This is a genomic window from Variovorax sp. YR216, from assembly GCF_900107745.1.
Lineage (GTDB): Bacteria > Pseudomonadota > Gammaproteobacteria > Burkholderiales > Burkholderiaceae_C > Variovorax.
Map to the genome: position 1 here is coordinate 87,408 of NZ_FNRO01000006.1, position 21,049 is coordinate 108,456.

The following is a 21,049-nucleotide window of genomic DNA, read 5'->3' on the forward strand; positions in this document are numbered from 1 at the left end:
TCGGGGCTACAGCCCGAGCACGTGCTTGGCGACGATGTTGCGCTGGATCTCGTTGCTCCCGCCGTAGATCGACATTGCGCGCCGCCAGAAGTAGTTGGGCGGCGCATTGCGCACGCTGGCTTCGATGCCTTCGAGATGGCCTTCGCCGCGCGTCTGCGCCGGATCGAGCACCTGGCCGGCCGGGCCTGCCGCTTCGAAGATCAGCTCGGTGATGCGCTGGCCGATCTCGGTGCCGCGGATCTTGAGCGCCGAGGCCAGCCCGGCGCCTGGCGAACTGCCCGAGCCCATGCTCGACAGCGCACGCAAGGTGGTCACTTCGAGCGCCTTCAGCTGCGCCTCGATGGCCGAGACCTTCGCGCGGAACACCGGGTCCTCGAGCAGTGGCCGGCCGCGTTGGCGAACTTCGGAGGCCATGCGGCGCAGGCGCCGCAGCGCGAAAGTGGAGAAGCCGATGTTCGAGTTCTCGACCCGCTCGTGCTCGAGCAGGAACTTGGCGTAGCTCCAGCCGCGCCCCTCTTCGCCGACGAGGTTGGCCTTGGGGACCTTCACGTCGCTCAGGAACACCGCGTTGAATGAATGCGTGCCTTCGAGCATCGGGATCGGCTGCACCACGATGCCGGGCGACTTCATGTCGATCAGCAGGAAGGAGATGCCGTTCTGCGCCTTGGCCTCGCGGCTGGTGCGCACGAGGCAGAACATCCAGTCCGCATGGTGCGCGTACGAGGTCCAGATCTTCTGGCCGTTGACGAGGTAGTGATCGCCGCGGTCCTCCGCGCGCGTGGCCAGCGAGGCAAGGTCCGATCCCGAGGCCGGCTCGGAGTAGCCCTGGCACCACCAGACGGTCGATTCGCGGATGCCGGCCAGGTGCTGCTGCTTCTGCGCCTCGCTGCCGAAGTTGAAGATCACCGGCCCCACCATGCGCGGCCCGAAGGGCTGGATCGTCGGGCAGTTCAGCTCGGCGCTGATGGTTTCGAAGATGTAGCGCTGCGTGGCGTTCCAGCCGGGGCCCCCCTGGGCGACGGGCCAGGTGTAGGCATGCCAGCCGCGCCGGCCGAGGATCTGCTGCCAGCGCATGAAGTCCTCGCGATGGAGGTGCAGGTCGTGCTCGACGCGCCGCGCGATGTCCTGCGGCAGGTTCTCGGTGATGAAGGCGCGCACTTCGTCGGCAAACGCCTGCTCCTCTTGGGTGAAGGCCAGTTCCATCTTGTGTCTCCTTTTCAGCGGATCGAATGCAGTGCGAAGCGGACGCCGCCGACGAAGACGCCGCCTGCGTCGCCGGGGAGACCGCGCGCCTCGGCCGCCCCGCGGATGGCCTTGGCATCGCGGACCGCCAGCTCGATGCCGGCCAGCCCTTCACCGCGATCGTCGCGCGGTGCGATGAAGCGCAGGGTCGCCTGATCGAGCGAGAGGTGCCAGCCGGTGCCATCGCGCTCCACGGGCCGCTGAAGGATGCGGCCCCAGCGTTCGGCCAGCGCCGACGGATCGTCCGCCTGCAGCACCGCGCCGGTGATGCCTTCCACGCGCTGTTGCGACACCGCATCGCGCCAGTGCGGACCGGCGGGCCAGTAGGGCCCCTGCAGGTCCGCCCCATTCAGGGTGGTGTTGATTTCCAGCAGCGCGCCGCCGGTGTCGCGCGGATGAAGTTGCAGTCCCTCGTAGTCGCCGATCGCGAGCGGCGCGGCGATGCGCACGCCGATCGCATCGACGTGCGTGCGCCAGCGCTCCAGCGATTCGCTGTCCAGGATCACCATGTAGCCGCCGTCGCCCTTGCGCCGTTCGAGATAGCGGCCGGCGGTGGTGCCCTCGCGCAGCGGCGCGACCACCTCCACGAAGCTGGTGCCGAAGGGCATGAGCGCGTTGTGCAGGCCGAACTGGCCGACTTCCGGGTCGCGGTGGCACACGCGCACGCCGAACACCGCGCACAGGTCTTCTTGCACCGGCGCGAGCTCGCGCGCCACAAGACAGAGCTGCCGCAGCCGCAGATATTGATTCGCCATCAGGTTGCCTCTCGTGGTTGTCGTTTAATATGATATAACAAATACGAAATTCACAACGAGACATCGAGCCATGACTTCGCTTGCCGGATTGCGCGTTCTTGATCTCTCCCGCTTCATCGCCGGGCCCTACTGCGCCATGATCCTCGGCGACATGGGGGCGGAGGTCGTCAAGATCGAACCGCCGGGCGAGGGCGAGTACGCCCGGCGCGCCGTGCCTGGCATCAACGGCCAGAGCCTCTACACCTTCATCGTCAACCGCAACAAGAAGAGCCTCGCAATCGACCTGCGCAGCGGCAGCGGCCTGAAAGTGCTGCGCGAGCTGATCGCGCGGGCCGACGTGCTGGTCGAGAACTTCCGCCCGGGCACGATGGAGAAGATGGGTCTCGGCTGGGATGCGGTGCACGCGCTCAACCCGCGCCTCGTGATGGCGCGCATCTCCGGTTTCGGGCAGGACGGGCCGCTCGCCAGCAAGCAGTGCTTCGATGGCGTCGCGCAGGCGATGAGCGGCCTGATGGACATGACCGGCCCCGAGGACGGCGCGCCGACCATGATCGGTTCCTTCATGTGCGACTACACCACCGGCATGTACGCGGCGCTCGGCATCCTGTCGGCGCTCAACGCGCGGCATGCCTCGGGCAAGGGCCAACTCGTGGATGTGTCGCTGCTCGAGAGCGCGGTCTCGATGCTGATGACCGCGATCCCGCAGCAGAAGCTCTTCGGCACCACGATGACGCGCGTGGGCAGCCGCGACCGCTTCGTCGCACCGTCCAACACGTTCGCGACGCGCGACGGCCGCTATGTACTGATCGTGGGGGGCGACGACAACATGTTCCCGCGCACGGTCCGCGCCATGAAGCAGCCGGCCCTGCTCGACGACCCCCGCTTCGCGACGATGGCCTCGCGCCTCGCGCACCGCGAGGCGGTCGAAGGTGCGGTGGCCGATTGGATGCTGTCGCTCGACGCCGACGAGATCGTGTCGCGCCTGGAGGCCGAGGGCGTACCGTGCGCCAAGATTGCGACGGTCGACGAAGTGGTCGCGAATCCGCAGCTCCATCATCGCGGAGCGATTGCCGACATTCCGTTCGGCGATGTGACGGTGCCGGTGCAGGGCGTGACCATCCATCTTTCCGACACGCCGCTTTCGATCCGACGCGCGCTGCCGCAGGTCGGAGAACACAACGCCGAGGTGCTCCTGCAGTGGCTCGGCTACGAGGGCAGCCAGATCGCGGCGCTCGAATCGGAAGGCGCGCTCTGACGCCGATCGTCCCAGAAACCCACCAGCAGGAGACATCCACTTGACCACCGAACTCATCGAGCATCTCGAGCAGGGCGTGCTCACGCTCACCCTCAACCGGCCGGAGCGGCTCAATGCGCTCACGGTTCCGATGACCGAAGCGCTGCTCGCCGCGCTCCGGCGCGCAGCGGTCGACACGAAGGTGCGCGCCGTCGTGCTGACCGGCGCGGGCCGCGCCTTCTGCGCCGGCGGCGACGTCAAGGCGATGGCCGAGGACGATGCGACGCAGCACACGCTCGAATCGCGCACGCTCCAGCTGCGCGAACACATGGAATGCTCGCGGCTGTTGCGCGAGATGCCCAAGCCGACCATCGCCGCGGTGCGCGGCGCCGCGGCAGGCGCGGGCCTGTCGCTAGCGCTCGCTTGCGATCTGCTGCTGGCGAGCGAAACAGCCAAGTTCACTTCCGCCTTCGTGAAGGTAGGACTCTCGGGCGATTTCGGCAGTACCTGGTTTCTGACGCAGTTGCTGGGACCGCGCGCGCGCGCCTTTGCGCTGCTGTCGCCGGTCGTCAAGGCCGACGAGGCGCTTCAGCTTGGACTGGCCGCGCGCGTGGTGGCCGATGCCGAGCTCGACGCCGAAGCCGCGACGCTCGCCCACCAGCTTGCCGATGGGCCTTCGATCACGATCGGCCACATCAAGGCGAATCTCAATGCCGCCGAGCAGGGCGCCACGCTGGCGCAGGCGCTCGACCACGAGGCCATCCGCCACATCCGCTGCGGCATGACCGAAGACCACCAGGAAGCGGCCCGGGCCTTCGTCGAGAAGCGCGCGCCGAAGTTCGTCCACCGTTGAAGGAGCCAGCACCCATGGACCGCTTTTCTCTCAAGGGCAAGACCGCCATCGTCACCGGCTCGTCGCGCGGCATCGGGCGTGCCATCGCCATCGCCTATGCACGCGCAGGCGCGCGTGTCGTCATCACCAGCCGCAAGGTCGACGCCTGCCTCGCGGTCGTCGAGGCGCTTCGAGGCGAAGGCCTGGAAGCCACCGCGATCGCCTGCAACATCTCGAAGAAGGACGAGGTGCTCGCGCTCGTCGAGCAGACCGAGAGGATCTACGGGCCGGTCGACGTGCTGGTCTGCAATGCGGCCATCAACCCCTACTACGGGCCGATGTCCGGCATCTCCGACGAAGCGTTCTCGAAGGTGATGGACGTCAACATCCGCTCCAACCTGTGGCTGGTCAACCGCGTCGCGCCGGCGATGGCGGAGCGGGGCGGCGGTTCGATCGTCATCATCAGCTCGATCGCCGGGATCACCGGCTCGCGCGTGCTGGGCGCCTATGCGATCTCGAAGGCCGCGGACATGCAGCTCGCCCGCAACCTCGCGCTCGAATGGGGCAAGCAGGGCGTGCGCACCAATTGCATCGCACCGGGCCTGATCAAGACCGACTTTGCCAAGGCGCTGTGGGACAACCCGAAGACGCTTGCGGCGGCGCTGGCTTCGAGCCCGCTCAACGCGATCGGCGATCCCGAGGACATCGCGGGTGCGGCGCTGCTGCTGGGCTCCGATGCGGGACGTTTCATCACCGGCACCACCCTCGTGATCGATGGCGGCGCGACCATCGGCGGCGAAGCCTGAGCGCACGGGAGGAGGCATGGACTACATGGACATCACCGTCGCGACCGAAGGGCGCGTGCGCACCATCACGCTGAACCGCCCGGACCGGCTCAACGCCTGGACGCATCGCATGGAGGCCGAGTTCCGCCGCGCGATCGAAGCCGCGGATGTCGATGAGGGCGTGCGCGCCATCGTCGTGACAGGCGCGGGGCGCGGCTTTTGCGCAGGCGCGGACATGGACATCCTCGAAGCAGGCGCTGCCGGTGCGGTGGGCGAGCCCGTCGTCGCCCCGGCAGAATCGCCGCCATCGGGCATCGAGGCCAACTACGCATGGAAGTTCAGCTACCTGCTGCGCGTGCGCAAACCGATCTTCGTCGCCATCAACGGGCCGATCGCCGGCATCGGCCTGTGCATGGCTGTGTTCTGCGACTTCCGCTACATGGCCGAGGGCCAGAGGCTGACAACTGCATTTGCCAAGCGCGGCTTGATTGCGGAGCACGGCATTTCGTGGATGCTGCCGCGATTGGTCGGTCCGACGAATGCACTGGACCTCTTGCTGTCAGCACGCACGCTGGTCACGGCCGAGGCCGCCGCGCTGGGACTCGTCAAGGCGCTGCCTTCGGAGGGCTTTCTCTCCAAGGTGCAGGCGATTGCACGTGACATGACCGAGAACGCCTCGCCGCGTTCGATCGGCGTCATCAAGCGGCAGGTGTACGACAGCCTGTTCCAGGACCTCAACACCGCGTGGCGACGCGCCGACGAGGAGATGCAGGCGTCATTCGCCAGCGAGGATTTCCGCGAAGGCGTCGCGCATTTCCTCGAAAAGCGTCCGCCAGCCTTCACCGGGCGGTGAAATAGACACCCGCGTTGAAATAACATATAAGCTATTTGAAACAGCGTGCCTCGGCGCACGTCTCCACCACCATGGAAGACATCCTTACCCGCGACAGCCTCAACGCACAGGCCTACAACAGGCTGTGCCGCGATCTCAAGGCCGGCAGGTTCGCGCCCGGCGAGAAACTCAAGCTGCGCGATCTCGCCGCCGAGATGGGCATCAGCCCCACACCGGTTCGCGAGGCGCTGGCGCGGTTGATCTCCGAGCAGGCGCTCGAGCAGGTGGGCCACCATTCGGTGCGCGTGCCGGTGATGAGCGAGGCCCGCTTCTCCGAGGTGCGCGAGCTGCGGCTCATGCTCGAAGGCCAGGCTGCTGCACGGGCCGCCGAGCATGCGGGCCCGGAGGACGTGAAGAAGCTCGCGGCCATCCACGAGCGCATGGCGGCATTGAAGGAGGCCGGCGATACGGCCGGCGAGCTGCTCGAATCCGAGCGCTTCCACATGGCTGTCTATGCGCTCGCAGGCATGCCGGTCCTGCAGCGGATCGTCGAAAGCCTATGGCTGCAGTGCGGCCCGCTCATGAAGGCGCTGCAGACCCACGCGCTCGGCGAGCCGCGCAAGCAGCATCCGCACCACATGGTGATGCGCGGCCTGCGCAAGCACGATGCCGAAGTCGCGCGGCGCGGCATTCATGATGAGATCGAGCGCACTGCGGCGCCTATCCTCGCCTACCTGCGTGAGCGCGCGGCGGCAGTGGAGCAGCCGTCTGCGCCCGTGCGGCGCACCGCGGGCCAGACGGCCTGATCGCCCGCCCGGTACCGGCCGGGTCCATGCACCAGGGAAATGGAAGTGGATGCCCAATATTCATCGGGCGTCTCTTGCCGCATCCGCCCCCTGGCCGCATGATCGCGAAAAAAGCCGGACGACCCGCCCGACGGGCGCCGATCCGGAAGCGCCGAACGACCCGGAGACAAGCCTGCATGTTCGCCTATCGCCACGGCTTCCAGCCGCTGCATGAGTATTTGCGCCAGCACGCCCGCCAGACGCCCGACAAGGCCGCACTGATCTGGTACGGCCGCAAGATCACCTACGCCGAGCTCGACGACCTGAGCGACCGCTTCGCGCAGGCCCTGCGGGACCGCGGGATCGGCCAGGGCGACGTGGTGGTGCTCTTCATGCACAACTGCCCGCAGTACCTGATCGCCCATTTCGGCGCGCAGAAGCTCGGCGCGATCGTGAGTCCCTGCAACCCCGACGCCCGCGCCTACGAACTCGAGCACCAGCTCACCGAACTCGACGCCAGCGCCGTCGTCGCGGGCGAGGAACTGCTGAAGGTCCTGATGGGGTCGCACGCGATGCGCACCGTCGCGCATGTCTTCGCGGTGCGCTACGGCGAGATGCTGCCCGCGACGCTCGCGATGGACGTGCCGCCCGGGATCCGCATGCGGCACGAAGCCGCGCCGCCGCTGCCGTCCTGCGTGATCGATTTTGCGGATGCCCTGGCGGGGGCCGAGCCCTTCGCGGCCATCGACACCATCGCGATGGACGACGTCTGCCTCATGGCCTACACGTCGGGCAGCACTGGCCTGCCCAAGGGCGCGATGATCAGCTTCGAGTGCGCGCTCTACAAGACGGCGGCGGGCGCGGAGGGCTTTCGGCTGGGGGCGGACGACGTGATCCTCGCGGACGTCCCGCTGCATCACATCTCCGGGATGAACACCGGCCTTGCGCTGCCGATCTACTGCGGCGCGACCGTGGTGCTGCTGAACCGCTTCGACGCCTCCGCGGTGCTGCAGGCCATCGAGGCTTGCCGGGTGAGCTGGTGGTACACGATGGCGCCCTCGCTGCCGTCGGTCATGAACAGCGACGACGCATCGACCTATGACCTTTCTTCGCTGCGCGCCACCGTGGGGACGAGTTTCGGCGTGCGCCTGACCGAGTCGCTCGCGCGCCGCTGGAGCACCTTCGCCAACGGCTGCCAGGTCCACGAGGCCGGCTATGGCCTGAGCGAGACCCACAGCAGCGACACGCTGATGCCGCCCGATGCGATCAAGTGGGGCACCAACGGCAAGCCCGTGCCGGGCGTGGAAGTGCGCATCGTCGATCCCGAGACCGGTCGCGACGTGCCCACCGGCCAGCGCGGCGAGATCGTGCTGCGCAGCCCGGTGCGCTACAAGGGCTACTGGCTGCAGCCCGAAGCGACGCAGGCCATGATGCTCGACGGCTGGCTGCGCACCGGCGACGTCGGCGTGCTCGACGATGAGGGTTACCTGACCTTCCTCGGCCGCACCAAGGAGATGATCAAGGTGTGGAGCTACAGCGTGTTCCCTGAAGAGGTCGAGGCCATCCTCGCGCTGCACCCCGACGTGCGGCAGGCGGCGGTCGTGGGCCTGCCCGATCCCGATCGCGGCGAAGCGGTGCAGGCCTACGTCGTGCTGAAGGAAGAGGCTGCCGCGCGAGTGCGCGCCGGCAGGCCGAGCGACCGCGCGGACCAGAAGATCATCGAGTGGTGCCTGCAGCACATGTCGCACTACAAGGTGCCGCGCACTGTGATCTTCCGCAGCGGGCTGCCGTCGTCCAAGAACGGCAAGCTTTTGCGCCGCATGCTGAACGACCCGGCCTCCTCCGCGTCGATGGCGATCAACTGAAGGGGCCGGACCGCGCGCGGCTTCAGCGTGCCGCGGCCTTGGGCCGATAGCCGGCCAGCTCGTGCTTGGCGATGGCGTTGCGGTGGACCTCGTCCGGACCGTCCGCCACGCGCAGGTGGCGTGCATAGGCATAGAACGACGTCAGCAGCGTGTCCTGGCTCAGGCCCGCCGCGCCGAAAGCCTGCATCGCATCGTCGATCACCTGCACGCAGTTGTTGGGCGCGATCACCTTGATCATTGCGATCTCCTTGGCCGCAACCTTGTTGCCGACGGTGTCCATGCGCCAGGCGGCATGCAGCACCATCCAGCGGGTCTGGTCGATCAGCATGCGCGCACGCGCGATCCGCTCGCGCCACACGCCCTGCTCGGCAAGCGGCCTGCCGAAAGCCACGCGCGACACCACGCGCTCGCACATCATTTCCAGCGCCGATTCGGCCATGCCGATCATCCGCATGCAATGGTGGATGCGTCCCGGGCCGAGCCGGCCCTGTGCGATCTCGAAGCCGCGGCCTTCGCCCAGAAGCATGTTCGATCCCGGCACGCGCACGTTGTCGAACAGAACCTCCGGGTGCCCGAACGGCGCGTCGAAGTGGCCCATGAGCGCCATGTCCCGCACCACCGTGACCCCGGGCGTGTCGCGCGGCACGATGATCATCGACTGCTGGCGATGCCGGTCGGCGTTGTCCGGATCGGTCTTGCCCATCAGGATGAAGAGCTTGCAGCGCTCGTTCATCGCGCCGGTGATGTACCACTTCCGGCCGTTGATCACATAGTCATTGCCGTCGCGGCGGATGCTGCATTCGATGTTGGTCGCGTCCGACGATGCGACCGCCGGTTCGGTCATCGCGAACGAGGACCGGATCTCGCCGTCCAGCAGCGGGCGCAGCCACCGCTCCTGCTGTTCGGGCGAGCCGTAGCGCGCGATCACCTCGGTGTTGCCGGTGTCGGGCGCACTGCAGTTGAAGGCTTCGGCGCTCCAGTAGCGGCGGCCCATGATCTCGCAGAGCGGCGCGTACTCGAGGTTCGAGAGGCCCGCGCCGTGGCCGGCCTCGGGAAGAAACAGGTTCCACAGGCCGGCGGCGCGCGCCTTCGGCTTGAGCTCCTCCATCAGCGGCAGCGTCGTGTACTTGCCGCCCTTCTGCGCGTTGAGGTAGGACTGCCGGGCTTCCTCCTCGTGACGCTTCTCGTTGGGATAGATGTACTCGTCCATGAAGGCGAGCAGGCGGGTGCGAAGGTCCTGGACCTTGGGGCTGTAGTCGAATTGCATGGTGATTGGCGAGTGAGAAAGTGAAATGAGGGTCGATCAGTTCCACGAGAACAGGCCGAGCGACACCGCGACGAGCGCCGGCTTGGGCTGACCTTCGATTTCGACGGTGTTCTCGGTGCGCAGCAGCGTCCAGCCGTCTTCGCGCGGCTCGGCGGCCAGCAACTTGATGTGGTTGCGCACCCGCGAGCCCGCGGACACCGGCGACATGAAGCGCAGCTTGTCGAGGCCGTAGTTGACCGACTTGGTTGGCTTGAGCCCGCCGAGCAGCTCGTACGACGTGATCGGCAGCAGCGACAGCGTGAGAAAGCCATGCGCGATCGGCGCGCCGAAGGGGCTCTCGCGCTTCGCGCGATCGACGTCGATGTGAATCCACTGGCGGTCTTCGGTGCAGTCCGCGAAGGCGTCGATGCGCGACTGCGGAACGTCGACCCAGGAAGAGGTTCCGATCGATTGGCCGACGTGCTGCTGCAGGTTGTCTCTCGTGAGAATGGGCATGGAAAGAGGCTTCTGATGGGGATGCATCGATGGTGCCGCGCAGCGGCGCGCGCGGGGTGCCTTGCGCATGAAGCCTTTTCATCTGCCGCATTTGTCTTGTTGATGCGGCGGCGCAGCGCCTCGACGAACATCGCTTGCCACCACATCACGGAAGGAGACCGTGTGACCGCAAGCTACGAAGTGCAGGGCGGCATTGCCGTCGTCTCGATGGACAACCCGCCGGTCAACAGCCTGGGACTGGGCAACCGCCGTTTCATCGCCGAATCGGTTCGGCGTGCAGAGGACGATGCCGCGGTGCGCGCGATCGTGCTGACGGGCCAGGGCCGGGCCTTCTGCGGCGGCGCGGACATCCGCGAGTTCAACAAGCCCGAAGCCACCATGGCGCCCGACCTGGTCGACGTGATCCGCATCGTCGAAGGCTGCGACAAGCCTGTCGTGGCCGCGATCCACGGCGTGGTGATGGGCGGCGGGCTCGAACTCGCGATGGGCTGCCACTACCGCGTGGTCCGCAGTGGCACGCAGGTCGCGCTGCCCGAGGTGCGCATCGGCATCCTGCCCGGCGCCACCGGCACCCAGCGGCTTCCGCGCCTGATCGGGCTCGAACCCGCGCTCAACATGATCGTGACCGGCGAGACCGCGATGAGTGACCTGCTCGCGGCGATGCCGGGGCAGAAGCTGTTCGATCGCCTGGTGGAAGACGATGTGGTTGCGGCGGCGATCGAGCTGGCGCGCGACATGGCCAACGTGCGCCCGCTGCCGCGTTCGCGTGAGCTCAAGGTCGAGCATCCGAACGCCGAGGCATATCTGCAGTTCGCGCGCAACATGGTCGCCGCCAGGTGGCCGCAGTACCCGGCTCCCTTGCGCTGCCTCGATTGCGTGGCGCAGTCGGTGCGGCTGCCGTTCGATGCCGCAGTCGACTACGAGCGCGTCGCGGTCACTGAATTGGTGTGGACGCCCGAGAGCGCCGCGTTGCGCAACGCCTTCTTCGCCGAACGCGCGGCAAGCAAGATCGCGGACGTTCCCGAGGACACGCCCCGGCGCGCGATCAAGTCGGTCGGCGTGATCGGCGCCGGCACGATGGGCGGAGGCATCTCGATGAACTTCCTGGACGCCGGCATCCCGGTGACCATCCTCGAGTTGAAACAGGAAGCGCTCGACCGCGGCATCGCCACGATCCGCAACAACTACGAAGCGCAGGTCAAGAAGGGCAAGCTCAAGCAGGACAAGTACGAGCAGCGCATGGCGTTGCTCAAGACCACGCTGTCGTACGACGATCTCAAGGACGTCGATTTGGTCATCGAAGCTGTGTTCGAGGAACTCGGCGTCAAGGAAAAGGTGTTCACCGAACTCGACCGCGTGATCAAGCCGGGTGCGATCCTGGCCTCGAACACCTCCACGCTCGACGTGGACAAGATCGCGGCCTTCACCAAGCGTCCGCAGGACGTGGTCGGCGTGCACTTCTTCAGCCCGGCCAACGTGATGAAGCTGCTCGAAGTGGTGCGCGGCAAGCAGACTGCCAAGGACGTGCTCGCCACGGTGATGGCCATCGCGAAGAAGATCGAGAAGACAGCCGTGGTCTCGGGCGTGTGCGACGGCTTCATCGGCAACCGCATGATCGAGCAGTACTCGCGCCAGGCGTGCTTCCTGCTCGACGAAGGCGCCACGCCGCAGCAGGTGGACAAGGCGATCGAGAAGTTCGGCTTCGCGATGGGCCCGTTCCGCATGGGCTGCGCGACCGGGGTCCGCCGCAGGGAAAGCGCCATCGCGCCACGCATGATCCCGGACGAAGAGATCGTGCAGCGCCTCGTCTATGCACTGGTCAACGAAGGTGCGCGCATCCTCGAAGAGGGCATTGCGTCGAAGCCGGGCGACATCGACATGGTGTACCTGACCGGCTACGGCTTCCCCATCTGGCACGGCGGACCGATGCACTACGCCTCGCAGGTTGGCCTTTTCAACGTGGCCGAGTCGATGAAGCGCTTCGCGAAGAACCCGCACGAAGATGCGAAGTTCTGGCAGCCCGCGGCGCTGATCCGGAAGCTGGTCGCCGAAGGCCGGTCCTTCGGCTAGGGGGCGCGCAGCCGGAACGCGACACCGAGCGCGGCGAAGACCGCGCGGTCGGCGCCGTCGTTGACCTCGAAGCCCTGCCCGGACGCGCGATTCGCCCAGGCATCGATCTCGGAGGTCGCGAACTCCAGCGCGGCGATGCCGAGCCGGCCTTCCGCCGGAGGTGCAAAGCGCAAGTCCATGCCGGCGAGCGCCAGCATCGGAAGTCCGTTGCCATCGCGCGCGGTCGGGGCGTTGAACATCTGCGCCCAATGCAAGGCGACGCGCTCCGGCGCGCGGACCGCGAGCTCGAGCGCGCACAGGCGCGCATTGACATCGGCTGCGTGCGGACCATCGGCGCAGGCCGCTGCTTCCTCCCGCAGGTCGACCGTGCATGCGCCGGTTTCGACGGGTTCGAGCCGCAGGACGGACGCGCAGCCGAGCGCCATGCCATCCATCGTCTCGACGCCCAGGCGGCGCAAGTGCGTGCGCCTCGTAACGAGATCGTCGCAGCGCAAGTCCAGCGCGTCGCCGGGTGTGGCGTTGACTTCGATCCATTGCTGGCCGAGATGGAATCGCGGCGCGGTCTCCATGCCGAGGATCCGCCCGAACACCGAGGCCGCGTCCTCGCGGTCGAGGGCGAGTCGCAAGCCGTGAAAGCGGGGAGGCTGCAGTTCTGCGGTCATTCGAGGCTCAGTCCTGCGTGGTGCGCCAGCCAAGTTCTGCCAGCGCGCGGGCTTGTCGTCCCGCTTCGAGTGCGTGCGCACTCGACGCATTGCCCGCAAGCGCACGGCCCATGATGCCCTGTGCGATCGCGGCCGCGCGGAACAGGTTAAAGGCGCCATAGAAGCGCCAGGCTGCCGTGGTCACCGCCGGAAGGCGACGGCGCTCGCAGTAGCGCGCGAGATGGCGCTCGACGGAAGGCAAGCCCAGCCTGGCAAGCTGGATGCCCGACAGGTCGCCGAGCCCGCGGAACGGTGGCGGAAGCTGCCAGGCCATGCAGTGGTAGGCGAAGTCGGCCATCGGATCGCCGAGCGTCGAGAGCTCCCAGTCGAGTACCGCGATGACCCGTGGCGAATCCCGTGCGAAGACGAGGTTGTCGAGCCGGAAGTCGCCGTGCACGATACGCGTGGCCGCTACGGCCGGCACATGTTGCGGCAACCACGCGATGAGGTTCTCGAAGGCTTCGATGTGCTCGGTCTCGCTCGCGCGGTACTGGCGCGTCCAGCGCGCGATCTGGCGTTCGATGTAGTTGCCGGTGCGGCCGAAGTCCGCGAGCCCGGCGGCTTCGACATCCACCTCGTGCAGCGCCGCGAGAACCCGGTTCATGTCGTCGCAGATCAGGCTGCGCTCCTCGCGACTCGCGTCGGGCAGCTTTGGGTCCCAGAGGATGCGGCCGTCCATGTAGTCCATGACGTAGAAGGCGCTGCCGATCACCTCGTCGTCCTCGCACAGCGCGTGCACGCGCGGCACCGGCACCTCGGTCCGCGCGAGGGCCTTCATGATCCGGAACTCGCGGTCGACCGCGTGTGCGGAGGGCAGCAGCTCGCCCGAAGGCTTGCGGCGCAGCACGTAGCGATGCCGGCCCGCATCGACGAGGAAGGTCGGGTTCGACTGGCCGCCCCTGAACTGCCGGATACCGAAGTCTCCGCGCGCATCCTCGTCCACATGCGAGGTGAACCACTGCCGCAGCCGCTCCTCGTCGAAACGCTGCGCTGGCTGCACGTCGGTAGTGCCGCTGAAGGGTTCGCTCATGGGGTCTTGTCTCCTCGGTGAATGCGCGCGGGCGCCATCACGCGGCATGATGTGGCGCGTTCATTGGCATTGAGCCTAAGGGCACCCGCGCCCGCGAGGCCAATGAATGCTTGGAATGGGCCTGGATACAGCGAATGCATATCTCGAGAGTCGACCTCAACCTGCTCGTGGTGCTCGACACCATCTACACCGAAGGCGGCATCACCAAGGCGGCCGAGAAGCTGCACCTGACGCAGCCGGCGATCAGCCACGCGCTGGCGCGGCTGCGCGACCTGTTCAACGACCCGCTCTTCGAGCGCCAGGGCCACCGGATGGTGCCGACGCCGCTCACCAAGCGGCTCATCGATCCGCTGCGCGGCTCGCTGCAGTCGATCGGCTCGCTGCTCAACGACACGCAGAGCTTCGAGCCTGCGGTTGCCCGCAAGCGCTTCGTGATCGGGCTGCGCGACTTCATGGAATCGACCGTGCTGTCGCCGCTGATGAAGGTGCTCGCGGCCGAGGCGCCGGAGATCGAGGTCTGCAGCGTGCGCGCCAACCGCCGCAGCCTCGAAAGCGAACTGGCCGCGGGAACGCTCGATCTCGCGGTCGACGTGCTGCTTCCGCTGTCGGACGCGGTCAAGGTCAAGCGCATCACGGTCGACGGGATGGCGGTGGTCGCCCGCAAGGGGCATCCTGCGATCGACGGGTCGGTGGACCTGGACACCTACATCGCGCAGCGGCACATCCTCGTGACCTCGCGGCGGCAGGGGATGGGCTTCGAGGACATCGAGTTGCGCCGCATGGGAGTGCAGCGGCAGATCGCGCTGCGCTGCCAGTTCTACTTCGCGGCCTGCCGCACGGTGTCGGAAACCGATCTGCTTCTCACCATGCCCGAGAGCTACGCGCACATGGCCAACCGCCAGTTCGGCAACCAGGTGATGGCTTTCCCGACGCCGCTGTCGTCGATGGATGCCTACATGTACTGGCATGCGAGCACCGACAACGATGCCGCCAACCGCTGGCTGCGCTCGGTGCTGCTGCGCTGCGCCGCGCGCTGAACGCCCGGCCGGCGCCTTTCCCGTCTCCTTCATTCCATCTCGCTAGGGTTTACGCCAGTGCGGCGTGCGGATGCGCGCCTGTAAATTGACATCTGTTATAACAAATGTCGTCTCGAGGTCGTCGGGACGCAATCCAAGGAGACACCGATGTCGATGAAAAGGCGCAGCTTCCTCCAGACCTCCGCGGCCGCAGCCGTCGGCGTGATGGGCCTGTCTTCCATGAACGTGGCTCGCGCGCAGTCCGGGCCGATCCGGATCGGCGTGATGCTGCCGATGAGCGGCATCGGCGCCGAGGCGGGCGCGGCCTGGCTCGCGGGCGCAAAGGTCGCGACCGAGCAATGGAATTCCAAGGGTGGCGTGCTCAAGCGCCAGGTCGAACTCGTGGTGCGCGACGACAAGTTCACCAGCGCGGGCGCCGTGGCCGCCGCGCGCGAGCTCGCTGGCAGCGGGGTGAACCTGCTGATCGGCGGTTCGCAGTCGCCGATGGCGCTGGCGACCGCGCCGATCCTGCCGGAACTCAAGGCCATGATGGTCGCGCCGTGCCCGACGGTGATGTCGCTCACGCACGAGAACTTCCAGCGCAACTTCTTCCGCCTCTCGTGGAACGCGTACATCGCGTTCGCGGGCATCGGAAACATGCTCACCGACCGCTTCAAGGACGTGGAGACCTGGTCCCTCATCGTGCCGGACAGCGAAAACGGCCGCGACATGGCGCGCTTCTTCGCCACCGGCGTGCAGCGCGCCGCGGCCAAGGCCGGGCGGCAGGTCAAGGTGCTCGATCCGGTGTTCGCGAGCCTCAACAAGGCCGACTACAAGATCGAGATCAACAGCCTGATGAACGCGCCCTCGCAGGGCCTCTTCGTCGGCCTCACCGCCGCGCCGTGCATCAGCCTGCTGCAGCAGGGTCGCGCAGTGGGCATGGACCGCAAGTTCAAGGTGATCGGCGACGCGGGCACCGAGCTGATGATCGCCAAGGCGATGCAGAAGTCCACGCCGGCCAACCTCTGGAGCATCAGCTACTGGGTGCCCGGCACCGAGGCCGGCCGCCGCAACCCGATGAGCGCGCCGCTCTACGAGGGCTACGTGAAGCTCACCGGCGACAGGAACCCGCCGAGCATCGTGCAGTCGAGCCATCGCTGCGCGCTCGCGCTCTTCAACGCGATCCAGAAGGCGAACGGCACCGAGACGGATGCGGTGATCGCCGCGCTCGAAGGGCTGACCTTCGACACGGCCGTGGGTGCCTACCACGTGCGCAAGGAAGACCACCAGGGCCTGGGCACCGCGTACATCGCCCAGGTGGGCGCGCGCGATGCCGATCCGGGCTACGGCATCGTCGACGCCATTGCCTACAACGAAGCCGACGTGGCCGAGCCGCCGTCGCCCGGCAAAGCGATCGCGATGTGAACGCCGCGAAGGAGACACGTCCATGAGCCTCAAGCGCAGAACCTTCGTCCAGGCCGCGAGCGCGGCCGCCGTGCTCGGCAGCGCCGGCGCGCGATTCTTTCCCTCCGCGTATGCAGAGGGCCAGCCGGTCCGCGTCGGCGCGATGCTGCCGATGAGCGGCATCGGCGCCGAGGCCGGCGCGGCCTGGCTCAACGGCATCAAGGCCGCGCAGATGCAGTGGAACGCCAACGGCGGCCTGCTGGGCCGGCAGATCGAGATCGTGGTGCGTGACGACAAGTTCACCAGCGCCGGCGCGGTGAGTGCGGCGCGCGAGCTGGCGGGTGACGGCGTCAATCTTTCCATCGGCGCCGGCCAATCGCCGATGGCGCTGGCAATCGCGCCGATCCTCGCCGAGCTCAAGAGCGTGGTCGTCGCGCCGGCACCGAGCGTGATGTCGGTGACGCACGAGAACTTCAGCCGCAACTTCTTCCGGCTGTCCTCGAACGCATTGATGCTCTACGGCGGCATCGGCAGCCTGATGACCACCCGCTTCTCCGACGTCGAGACCTGGGCGGTGATCGCGCCGGACAGCGAGAACGGCCGTGACGTCGCGCGCTACTTCAAGGCCGGCGTGGCGCAGGCGGCTGCCAAGAGCGGGCGCAAGGTGCAGGTGCTGGAGCCGGTGTTCGCGAGCCTGAACAAGGCCGACTACAAGATCGAGATCAACAACCTCATGAACTCCGGCGCGCAGGGCCTGTTCATCGGCCTGACCGCGGCGCCCTGCGTGAGCCTGCTGCAGCAGGGCCGCGCGGTGGGCATGGAGAAGCGCTTCAAGGTGATCGGCGAGGCGGGCACCGAGCTGATGATCGCCAAGGCGATGCAGAAGTCGACGCCGCAGAACCTGTGGGGCGTGACCTTCTGGGCGCCGGAGCTGGAGCCGTTCAAGACCCAGTTCCCGGTCAGCAGGGACCTGAGCGAGTACATCGTCAAGGTTGCCGGCACGCCCTACGTGCCGGGCATCGTGCAGGCATCGCATCGCTCGGCGCTCGCGATCTTCAACGCGGTGAAGAAGGCGAACTCGACCGACACCGACGCGGTGATCGCTGCGCTGGAGGGCCTGCAGTTCGACACCGCCGCGGGGCCGTACCGCATCCGCAAGGAAGACCACCAGGGCATCGGCTCGTTCTACTTCGCGAAGATCGGCGCGCGCGATGCGGCGCCGGGCTACGGGCTGGAACAGGTCGTTCGCCTGGATGAAACAGAGATCGTCGAGCCGCCGTCGCCCGGCAGGAAATTCGAGGGCTGAGCGTGGTCAACGAACTTCTCTTCGCGGTGTTCAACGCCGCCGCGTTCGGCATGGCGATCTTCGTGGTCGCCGCGGGCCTGACGCTGATCTTCGGCCTGATGCGCCTGCTCAACATGGCGCAGGGCGGCTTCTTCATGATCGGCGCCTACACCGCCTATTCGGTCATGGGGCGCGACGTGCAGTCGCTCGGCATGTTCCTGTTCGCGGCCCTGGTGGGCGGGGTCGTGGTCGCGCTGCTGGGGCTCGTTACCGACAAGCTGGTGCTGCGCCGGCTGCGCAATGTCGACCCGCACTATGTGCTCATCGCCACCTTCGCGCTGATGATGGTGTGCACCGGCGCGACCAAGCTGATCTGGGGCGTGGACTTCTTTTCGGTCAATCCGCCGCCGGGGCTGGACCAGCCGCTCAACCCGTTCGGCATGTTCTTCTCGGCCTACCAGATCTTCGTGATCGCGGCCGGGGTGCTGGTCTACGCGCTGCTCGAAGTGGCGATCCACCGCATGTGGTTCGGCAAGCTCATGCAGGCGCTCGCGGCCGACCCGTGGATGTCGGGCGTGCTCGGGCTCAACGTGTCCTTCGGGATCGCGCTGAGCGTGATGGCGAGTTTCCTGCTTGCGGGGCTGGCGGGGGGGCTGCTGCTGCCGAACCAGAGCCTGTCCACCGGCCTGGGCGACTCCTACCTGATGTATGCCTTCTTCGCGGTCATCATCGGCGGGCTTGGCAACATCCGCGGCGCGTTCATCGGCTCTCTGGTGCTCGGGCTGGTGCAGAGCCTGAACACGGTGCTGCTGCCTTCGGTGCCGGGGCTGGCGATCTACGTGGTGCTCGCGGCCTTCCTGCTGTGGAAGCCGAGCGGCCTCTTTCCCGCGGTCGGGGCGCAGGCCGAGTCCGGCGGCGAGTCGCACGGCACGGGGCCGCTGCATCGGCCGCGCATTCCGCGCGGCGTCTGGCAGGTGCTGGGCGTGGGCACGGTGGGCGTGCTCGCGACCCTGCCGCTGTGGGTCAACGCCGGCCCGCTGTATGTGGTGGGCACGGTGCTGGTGCAGGTGGTGTTCGCGCTGTCCTGGAACATCCTCTTCGGCTACACCGGGCTGGTGTCCTTCGGGCATGCAGGCTTCTTCGCGCTGGGCGCGTACCTGGCGGCGCTGGCGCTGCGCCACGTCGCGGGCGTGCCTTTCCTCGGCGTGCTCGGCGCAGCGGCATTGCTCGGCGCATGCGCCGCATGGGTGATCGGCGTGCTGGCACTGCGGCGCATGAGCGGCGTCTTCCTTGCCGTGCTCACCGTCGCACTGGCGGAGGCGCTGCGGCTCATCATCGGCTTCTCGACCCTGCTGGGCCGCGAGGACGGCATCACCGATATCCCGCGCCCGGCGCTCGACTTCGGCGTGCTGCGCATCGACCTCGCGAGCTCGAACGCCTACTACTGGTTCCTGCTCGTCGCCACGGTGTTGATCACTGCCTTCCTGTGGTGGCTGCTGCACAGCCGCTTCGGCCGTACGCTGCAGACGGTGCGGCAGGACGCGGAGCGCGCCGCCTTCATGGGCACGAACGTGGCGCGCTACCGGCTCGCGGCGTTCGTGATCTCGGGTGCGGTGGCGGCGGTGGCGGGTGCGCTGTATGCGCCGTGGTCGCGCATCGTGACGGTGGAGGAAGTGCACTGGCTCGCTTCCGCGCAGCCGATGCTGAACACCCTGCTGGGTGGCGTCGGGTCCTTCTGGGGCCCGGTGGTCGGCGCCGGTCTCTTCGCCACGATCACCTATGCGACGCGCACGCTGGTGGGCCTGTCGGAACTGATCGTCGGCACCGGCCTGCTCGCGATCATCCTGCTCGCACCCAACGGCGCGGTCGGCCTCTGGCGCAGCGTCGAGGAGCGGCTGTGGGGCCGCCGCACCACACGCCCGGCCGAAGCGCCTTCGCGCGTCGCGCCCGTCGGCAAGCTCGAAGCGGGAGGTGCGCGATGAGCGAGGCGCTCCTGCGCGTCGAGGACGTGCGCAAGAACTATGGTCCGATCGAGGTGCTCCATGGGGTGAGCCTGTCGGTCGCACGCGGCGAGGTCTTCGCGATCATCGGCCCCAACGGCGCCGGCAAGACCACGATGTTCAAGGTCATGACCGGCGAGGTGCCGTGCAACGGCGGCTCGATCCGCTTCGGCGGCAAGGACGTCACGCGCATGCCGGCGCACGAGCGCGTGCGCGAAGGCTTCGGCCGCACCTTCCAGGTGGCGCGTGTGTTCCACGACTTCACCGTGCTCGACAACGTGATCGCAGCGGTCGAGGCACGCCGCCAGTTCAGGCGCGAGCCGCTGGGTTCCCGCTGGCGCTGCGCCCCTTCCTCCGACGTGCGCGACGAAGCGATGGCGCTGCTGGAGGACGTGAAGCTCCACCCCCTGGCCGGCGAGGCGGCGCGCTTCCTGTCGCACGGCGACAAGAAGCGGCTCGAGTTCGTGATCGCCCTGGCGGGCCGCCCGACCATCCTGATGCTCGACGAGCCCACCGCCGGCATGTCGCCGAGCGACCGGGCCGAGATCGCGCAGATGGTCTCGCGCGCGCAGAAGGAGCGCGGCATCACGGTGGTCATGACCGAGCACGACATGGATGTGGTGTTCGGGCTCGCGCACCGGATCATGGTGATGAACTACGGCGCGGTCGTCTCCACCGGCAGCGTGGAGCAGGTGCGCGCCGATCCGAAGGTTCGCGAGGTCTACCTCGGCAAGGAGATGGTCGGTGCTTGAAGTCCGCGAACTCGATGCTTTCTACGGCGACAGCCACATCCTGCTTGGTGCGCAGATCTCGGTGAAGGCGGGGCAGCGGGTCGCGCTGCTCGGCCGCAACGGCGCCGGCAAGTCGACCCTGCTCAAGAGCGTGATGAACGCCGGCCCGCGCGTGCGCGGCGTCGTGCGCTTCGACGGCAAGGACCTGCGCGATGTGCCGACGCACCAGCGCACGCGCATGGGGCTGTCGCTGGTGCCGGAGGACCGGCGCATCTTTACCCACCTCACGGTGACCGAGAACATCGCGATCGCACGCTATGGTGCGTCGCCTTCGCGGCCCGCGGTGCCCGTGCCGGACATCATCGCGCGCTTCCCGATGCTCGCGCCGCTGCAGCAGCGCTACGGCGGCCAGCTCAGTGGCGGGCAGCAGCAGCTGCTGGCGGTCGCACGCGCGATGGCTGCCAACCCACGCCTTCTGCTGCTCGACGAGCCGACCGAAGGGCTCGCGCCGATCATCGTCGAGGAGATGGCGCACGACGTGGTGCGCACCTGCACCGAAGGAAACGTCGCGCTGCTGCTGTGCGAACAGAACATCTGGTTCGCCCGCCGCTGCACCCAGTACGTCTACGTGATCGACACCGGCCGCGTGGTGTTCGAAGGCGACTGGGAGCGCTTCGACGCCAATCCGCAGGTCCAGCAGCGCTACCTCGCGCTCTGAAC

The 21,049-nt window shown here is 67.6% G+C and carries 19 protein-coding genes; 13 read left to right on the top strand and 6 right to left on the bottom strand.

Features of this window, described 5'->3' with window-relative positions; all coding sequences use genetic code 11:
• Nucleotides 1-6 precede the first annotated feature (6 nt).
• A complete protein-coding gene (locus BLW05_RS17930; protein WP_093164708.1) occupies nucleotides 7-1,203 on the bottom strand; it encodes an acyl-CoA dehydrogenase family protein in 1,197 nt (398 codons plus the stop codon).
• Nucleotides 1,204-1,217: 14 nt separating this feature from the next.
• Nucleotides 1,218-1,997 (bottom strand): VOC family protein, encoded by a 780-nt coding sequence (locus BLW05_RS17935; RefSeq protein WP_093164710.1) that lies wholly within the window; start codon nucleotides 1,995-1,997, stop codon nucleotides 1,218-1,220.
• A 70-nt stretch (nucleotides 1,998-2,067) separates the two neighbouring features.
• On the opposite strand from BLW05_RS17935, the gene BLW05_RS17940 reads away from it, so the two are divergent.
• From BLW05_RS17940 to BLW05_RS17965, 6 genes are all read left to right on the top strand, one after another.
• On the top strand, nucleotides 2,068-3,252 hold the full coding sequence (locus BLW05_RS17940) for a CaiB/BaiF CoA transferase family protein (RefSeq protein WP_093164711.1): 1,185 nt from the start codon (nucleotides 2,068-2,070) through the stop codon (nucleotides 3,250-3,252).
• A gap of 40 nt (nucleotides 3,253-3,292) precedes the next feature.
• Nucleotides 3,293-4,084: an enoyl-CoA hydratase-related protein gene (locus tag BLW05_RS17945; protein ID WP_093164713.1), complete on the top strand. Its 792-nt coding sequence runs from the start codon at nucleotides 3,293-3,295 to the stop codon at nucleotides 4,082-4,084.
• Between the two features lie 14 nt (nucleotides 4,085-4,098).
• Complete coding sequence (locus BLW05_RS17950; protein WP_093164714.1) at nucleotides 4,099-4,869, top strand: SDR family NAD(P)-dependent oxidoreductase; 771 nt, start codon at nucleotides 4,099-4,101, stop codon at nucleotides 4,867-4,869.
• Nucleotides 4,870-4,885: 16 nt separating this feature from the next.
• Entirely contained in the window at nucleotides 4,886-5,701 is an 816-nt protein-coding gene (locus BLW05_RS17955) for an enoyl-CoA hydratase-related protein (RefSeq protein WP_093164716.1), read from the top strand.
• 35 nt (nucleotides 5,702-5,736) lie between these two features.
• Nucleotides 5,737-6,486 carry a GntR family transcriptional regulator gene (locus BLW05_RS17960; RefSeq protein WP_143044847.1) on the top strand — a complete coding sequence of 250 codons (750 nt, stop codon included), beginning with the start codon at nucleotides 5,737-5,739 and terminating at the stop codon, nucleotides 6,484-6,486.
• A 176-nt stretch (nucleotides 6,487-6,662) separates the two neighbouring features.
• Complete coding sequence (locus BLW05_RS17965; protein ID WP_093164720.1) at nucleotides 6,663-8,330, top strand: AMP-binding protein; 1,668 nt, start codon at nucleotides 6,663-6,665, stop codon at nucleotides 8,328-8,330.
• A gap of 22 nt (nucleotides 8,331-8,352) precedes the next feature.
• Here BLW05_RS17965 and BLW05_RS17970 read toward each other — a convergent pair whose 3' ends face one another.
• On the bottom strand, nucleotides 8,353-9,597 hold the full coding sequence (locus BLW05_RS17970) for an acyl-CoA dehydrogenase family protein (protein ID WP_093164721.1): 1,245 nt from the start codon (nucleotides 9,595-9,597) through the stop codon (nucleotides 8,353-8,355).
• Nucleotides 9,598-9,633: 36 nt separating this feature from the next.
• Nucleotides 9,634-10,092, bottom strand: a complete 459-nt coding sequence (locus tag BLW05_RS17975; protein ID WP_093164970.1) for a MaoC family dehydratase — start codon at nucleotides 10,090-10,092, stop codon at nucleotides 9,634-9,636.
• 162 nt (nucleotides 10,093-10,254) lie between these two features.
• On the opposite strand from BLW05_RS17975, the gene BLW05_RS17980 reads away from it, so the two are divergent.
• Nucleotides 10,255-12,162 carry a 3-hydroxyacyl-CoA dehydrogenase NAD-binding domain-containing protein gene (locus BLW05_RS17980; protein WP_093164972.1) on the top strand — a complete coding sequence of 636 codons (1,908 nt, stop codon included), beginning with the start codon at nucleotides 10,255-10,257 and terminating at the stop codon, nucleotides 12,160-12,162.
• Here BLW05_RS17980 and BLW05_RS17985 read toward each other — a convergent pair.
• Together BLW05_RS17985 and BLW05_RS17990 are read right to left on the bottom strand one after the other, a co-directional pair.
• On the bottom strand, nucleotides 12,159-12,824 hold the full coding sequence (locus BLW05_RS17985) for a hypothetical protein (RefSeq protein WP_093164723.1): 666 nt from the start codon (nucleotides 12,822-12,824) through the stop codon (nucleotides 12,159-12,161). The genes BLW05_RS17980 and BLW05_RS17985 overlap by 4 nt on opposite strands.
• A 7-nt stretch (nucleotides 12,825-12,831) precedes the next feature.
• Entirely contained in the window at nucleotides 12,832-13,893 is a 1,062-nt protein-coding gene (locus tag BLW05_RS17990; RefSeq protein WP_093164725.1) for a phosphotransferase, read from the bottom strand.
• A 134-nt stretch (nucleotides 13,894-14,027) separates the two neighbouring features.
• Here BLW05_RS17990 and BLW05_RS17995 point away from each other — a divergent pair, with 134 nt between their 5' ends.
• From BLW05_RS17995 to BLW05_RS18025, 6 genes are all read left to right on the top strand, one after another.
• Complete coding sequence (locus tag BLW05_RS17995) at nucleotides 14,028-14,930, top strand: LysR family transcriptional regulator (protein WP_093164727.1); 903 nt, start codon at nucleotides 14,028-14,030, stop codon at nucleotides 14,928-14,930.
• A gap of 147 nt (nucleotides 14,931-15,077) precedes the next feature.
• Complete coding sequence (locus tag BLW05_RS18000; RefSeq protein WP_093164728.1) at nucleotides 15,078-16,334, top strand: ABC transporter substrate-binding protein; 1,257 nt, start codon at nucleotides 15,078-15,080, stop codon at nucleotides 16,332-16,334.
• A 22-nt stretch (nucleotides 16,335-16,356) separates the two neighbouring features.
• Nucleotides 16,357-17,619, top strand: a complete 1,263-nt coding sequence (locus BLW05_RS18005; RefSeq protein ID WP_177142702.1) for an ABC transporter substrate-binding protein — start codon at nucleotides 16,357-16,359, stop codon at nucleotides 17,617-17,619.
• Between the two features lie 2 nt (nucleotides 17,620-17,621).
• The gene (locus BLW05_RS36285; protein ID WP_218135189.1) at nucleotides 17,622-19,580 is read left to right on the top strand and encodes an ABC transporter permease; all 1,959 of its coding nucleotides are present in this window, start codon (nucleotides 17,622-17,624) and stop codon (nucleotides 19,578-19,580) included.
• Nucleotides 19,577-20,350 carry an ABC transporter ATP-binding protein gene (locus tag BLW05_RS18020; protein WP_093164731.1) on the top strand — a complete coding sequence of 258 codons (774 nt, stop codon included), beginning with the start codon at nucleotides 19,577-19,579 and terminating at the stop codon, nucleotides 20,348-20,350. The genes BLW05_RS36285 and BLW05_RS18020 overlap by 4 nt, the downstream gene beginning before the upstream one ends.
• On the top strand, nucleotides 20,343-21,047 hold the full coding sequence (locus BLW05_RS18025) for an ABC transporter ATP-binding protein (RefSeq protein ID WP_093164733.1): 705 nt from the start codon (nucleotides 20,343-20,345) through the stop codon (nucleotides 21,045-21,047). The genes BLW05_RS18020 and BLW05_RS18025 overlap by 8 nt, the downstream gene beginning before the upstream one ends.
• The last annotated feature ends 2 nt before the right edge of the window (nucleotides 21,048-21,049 follow it).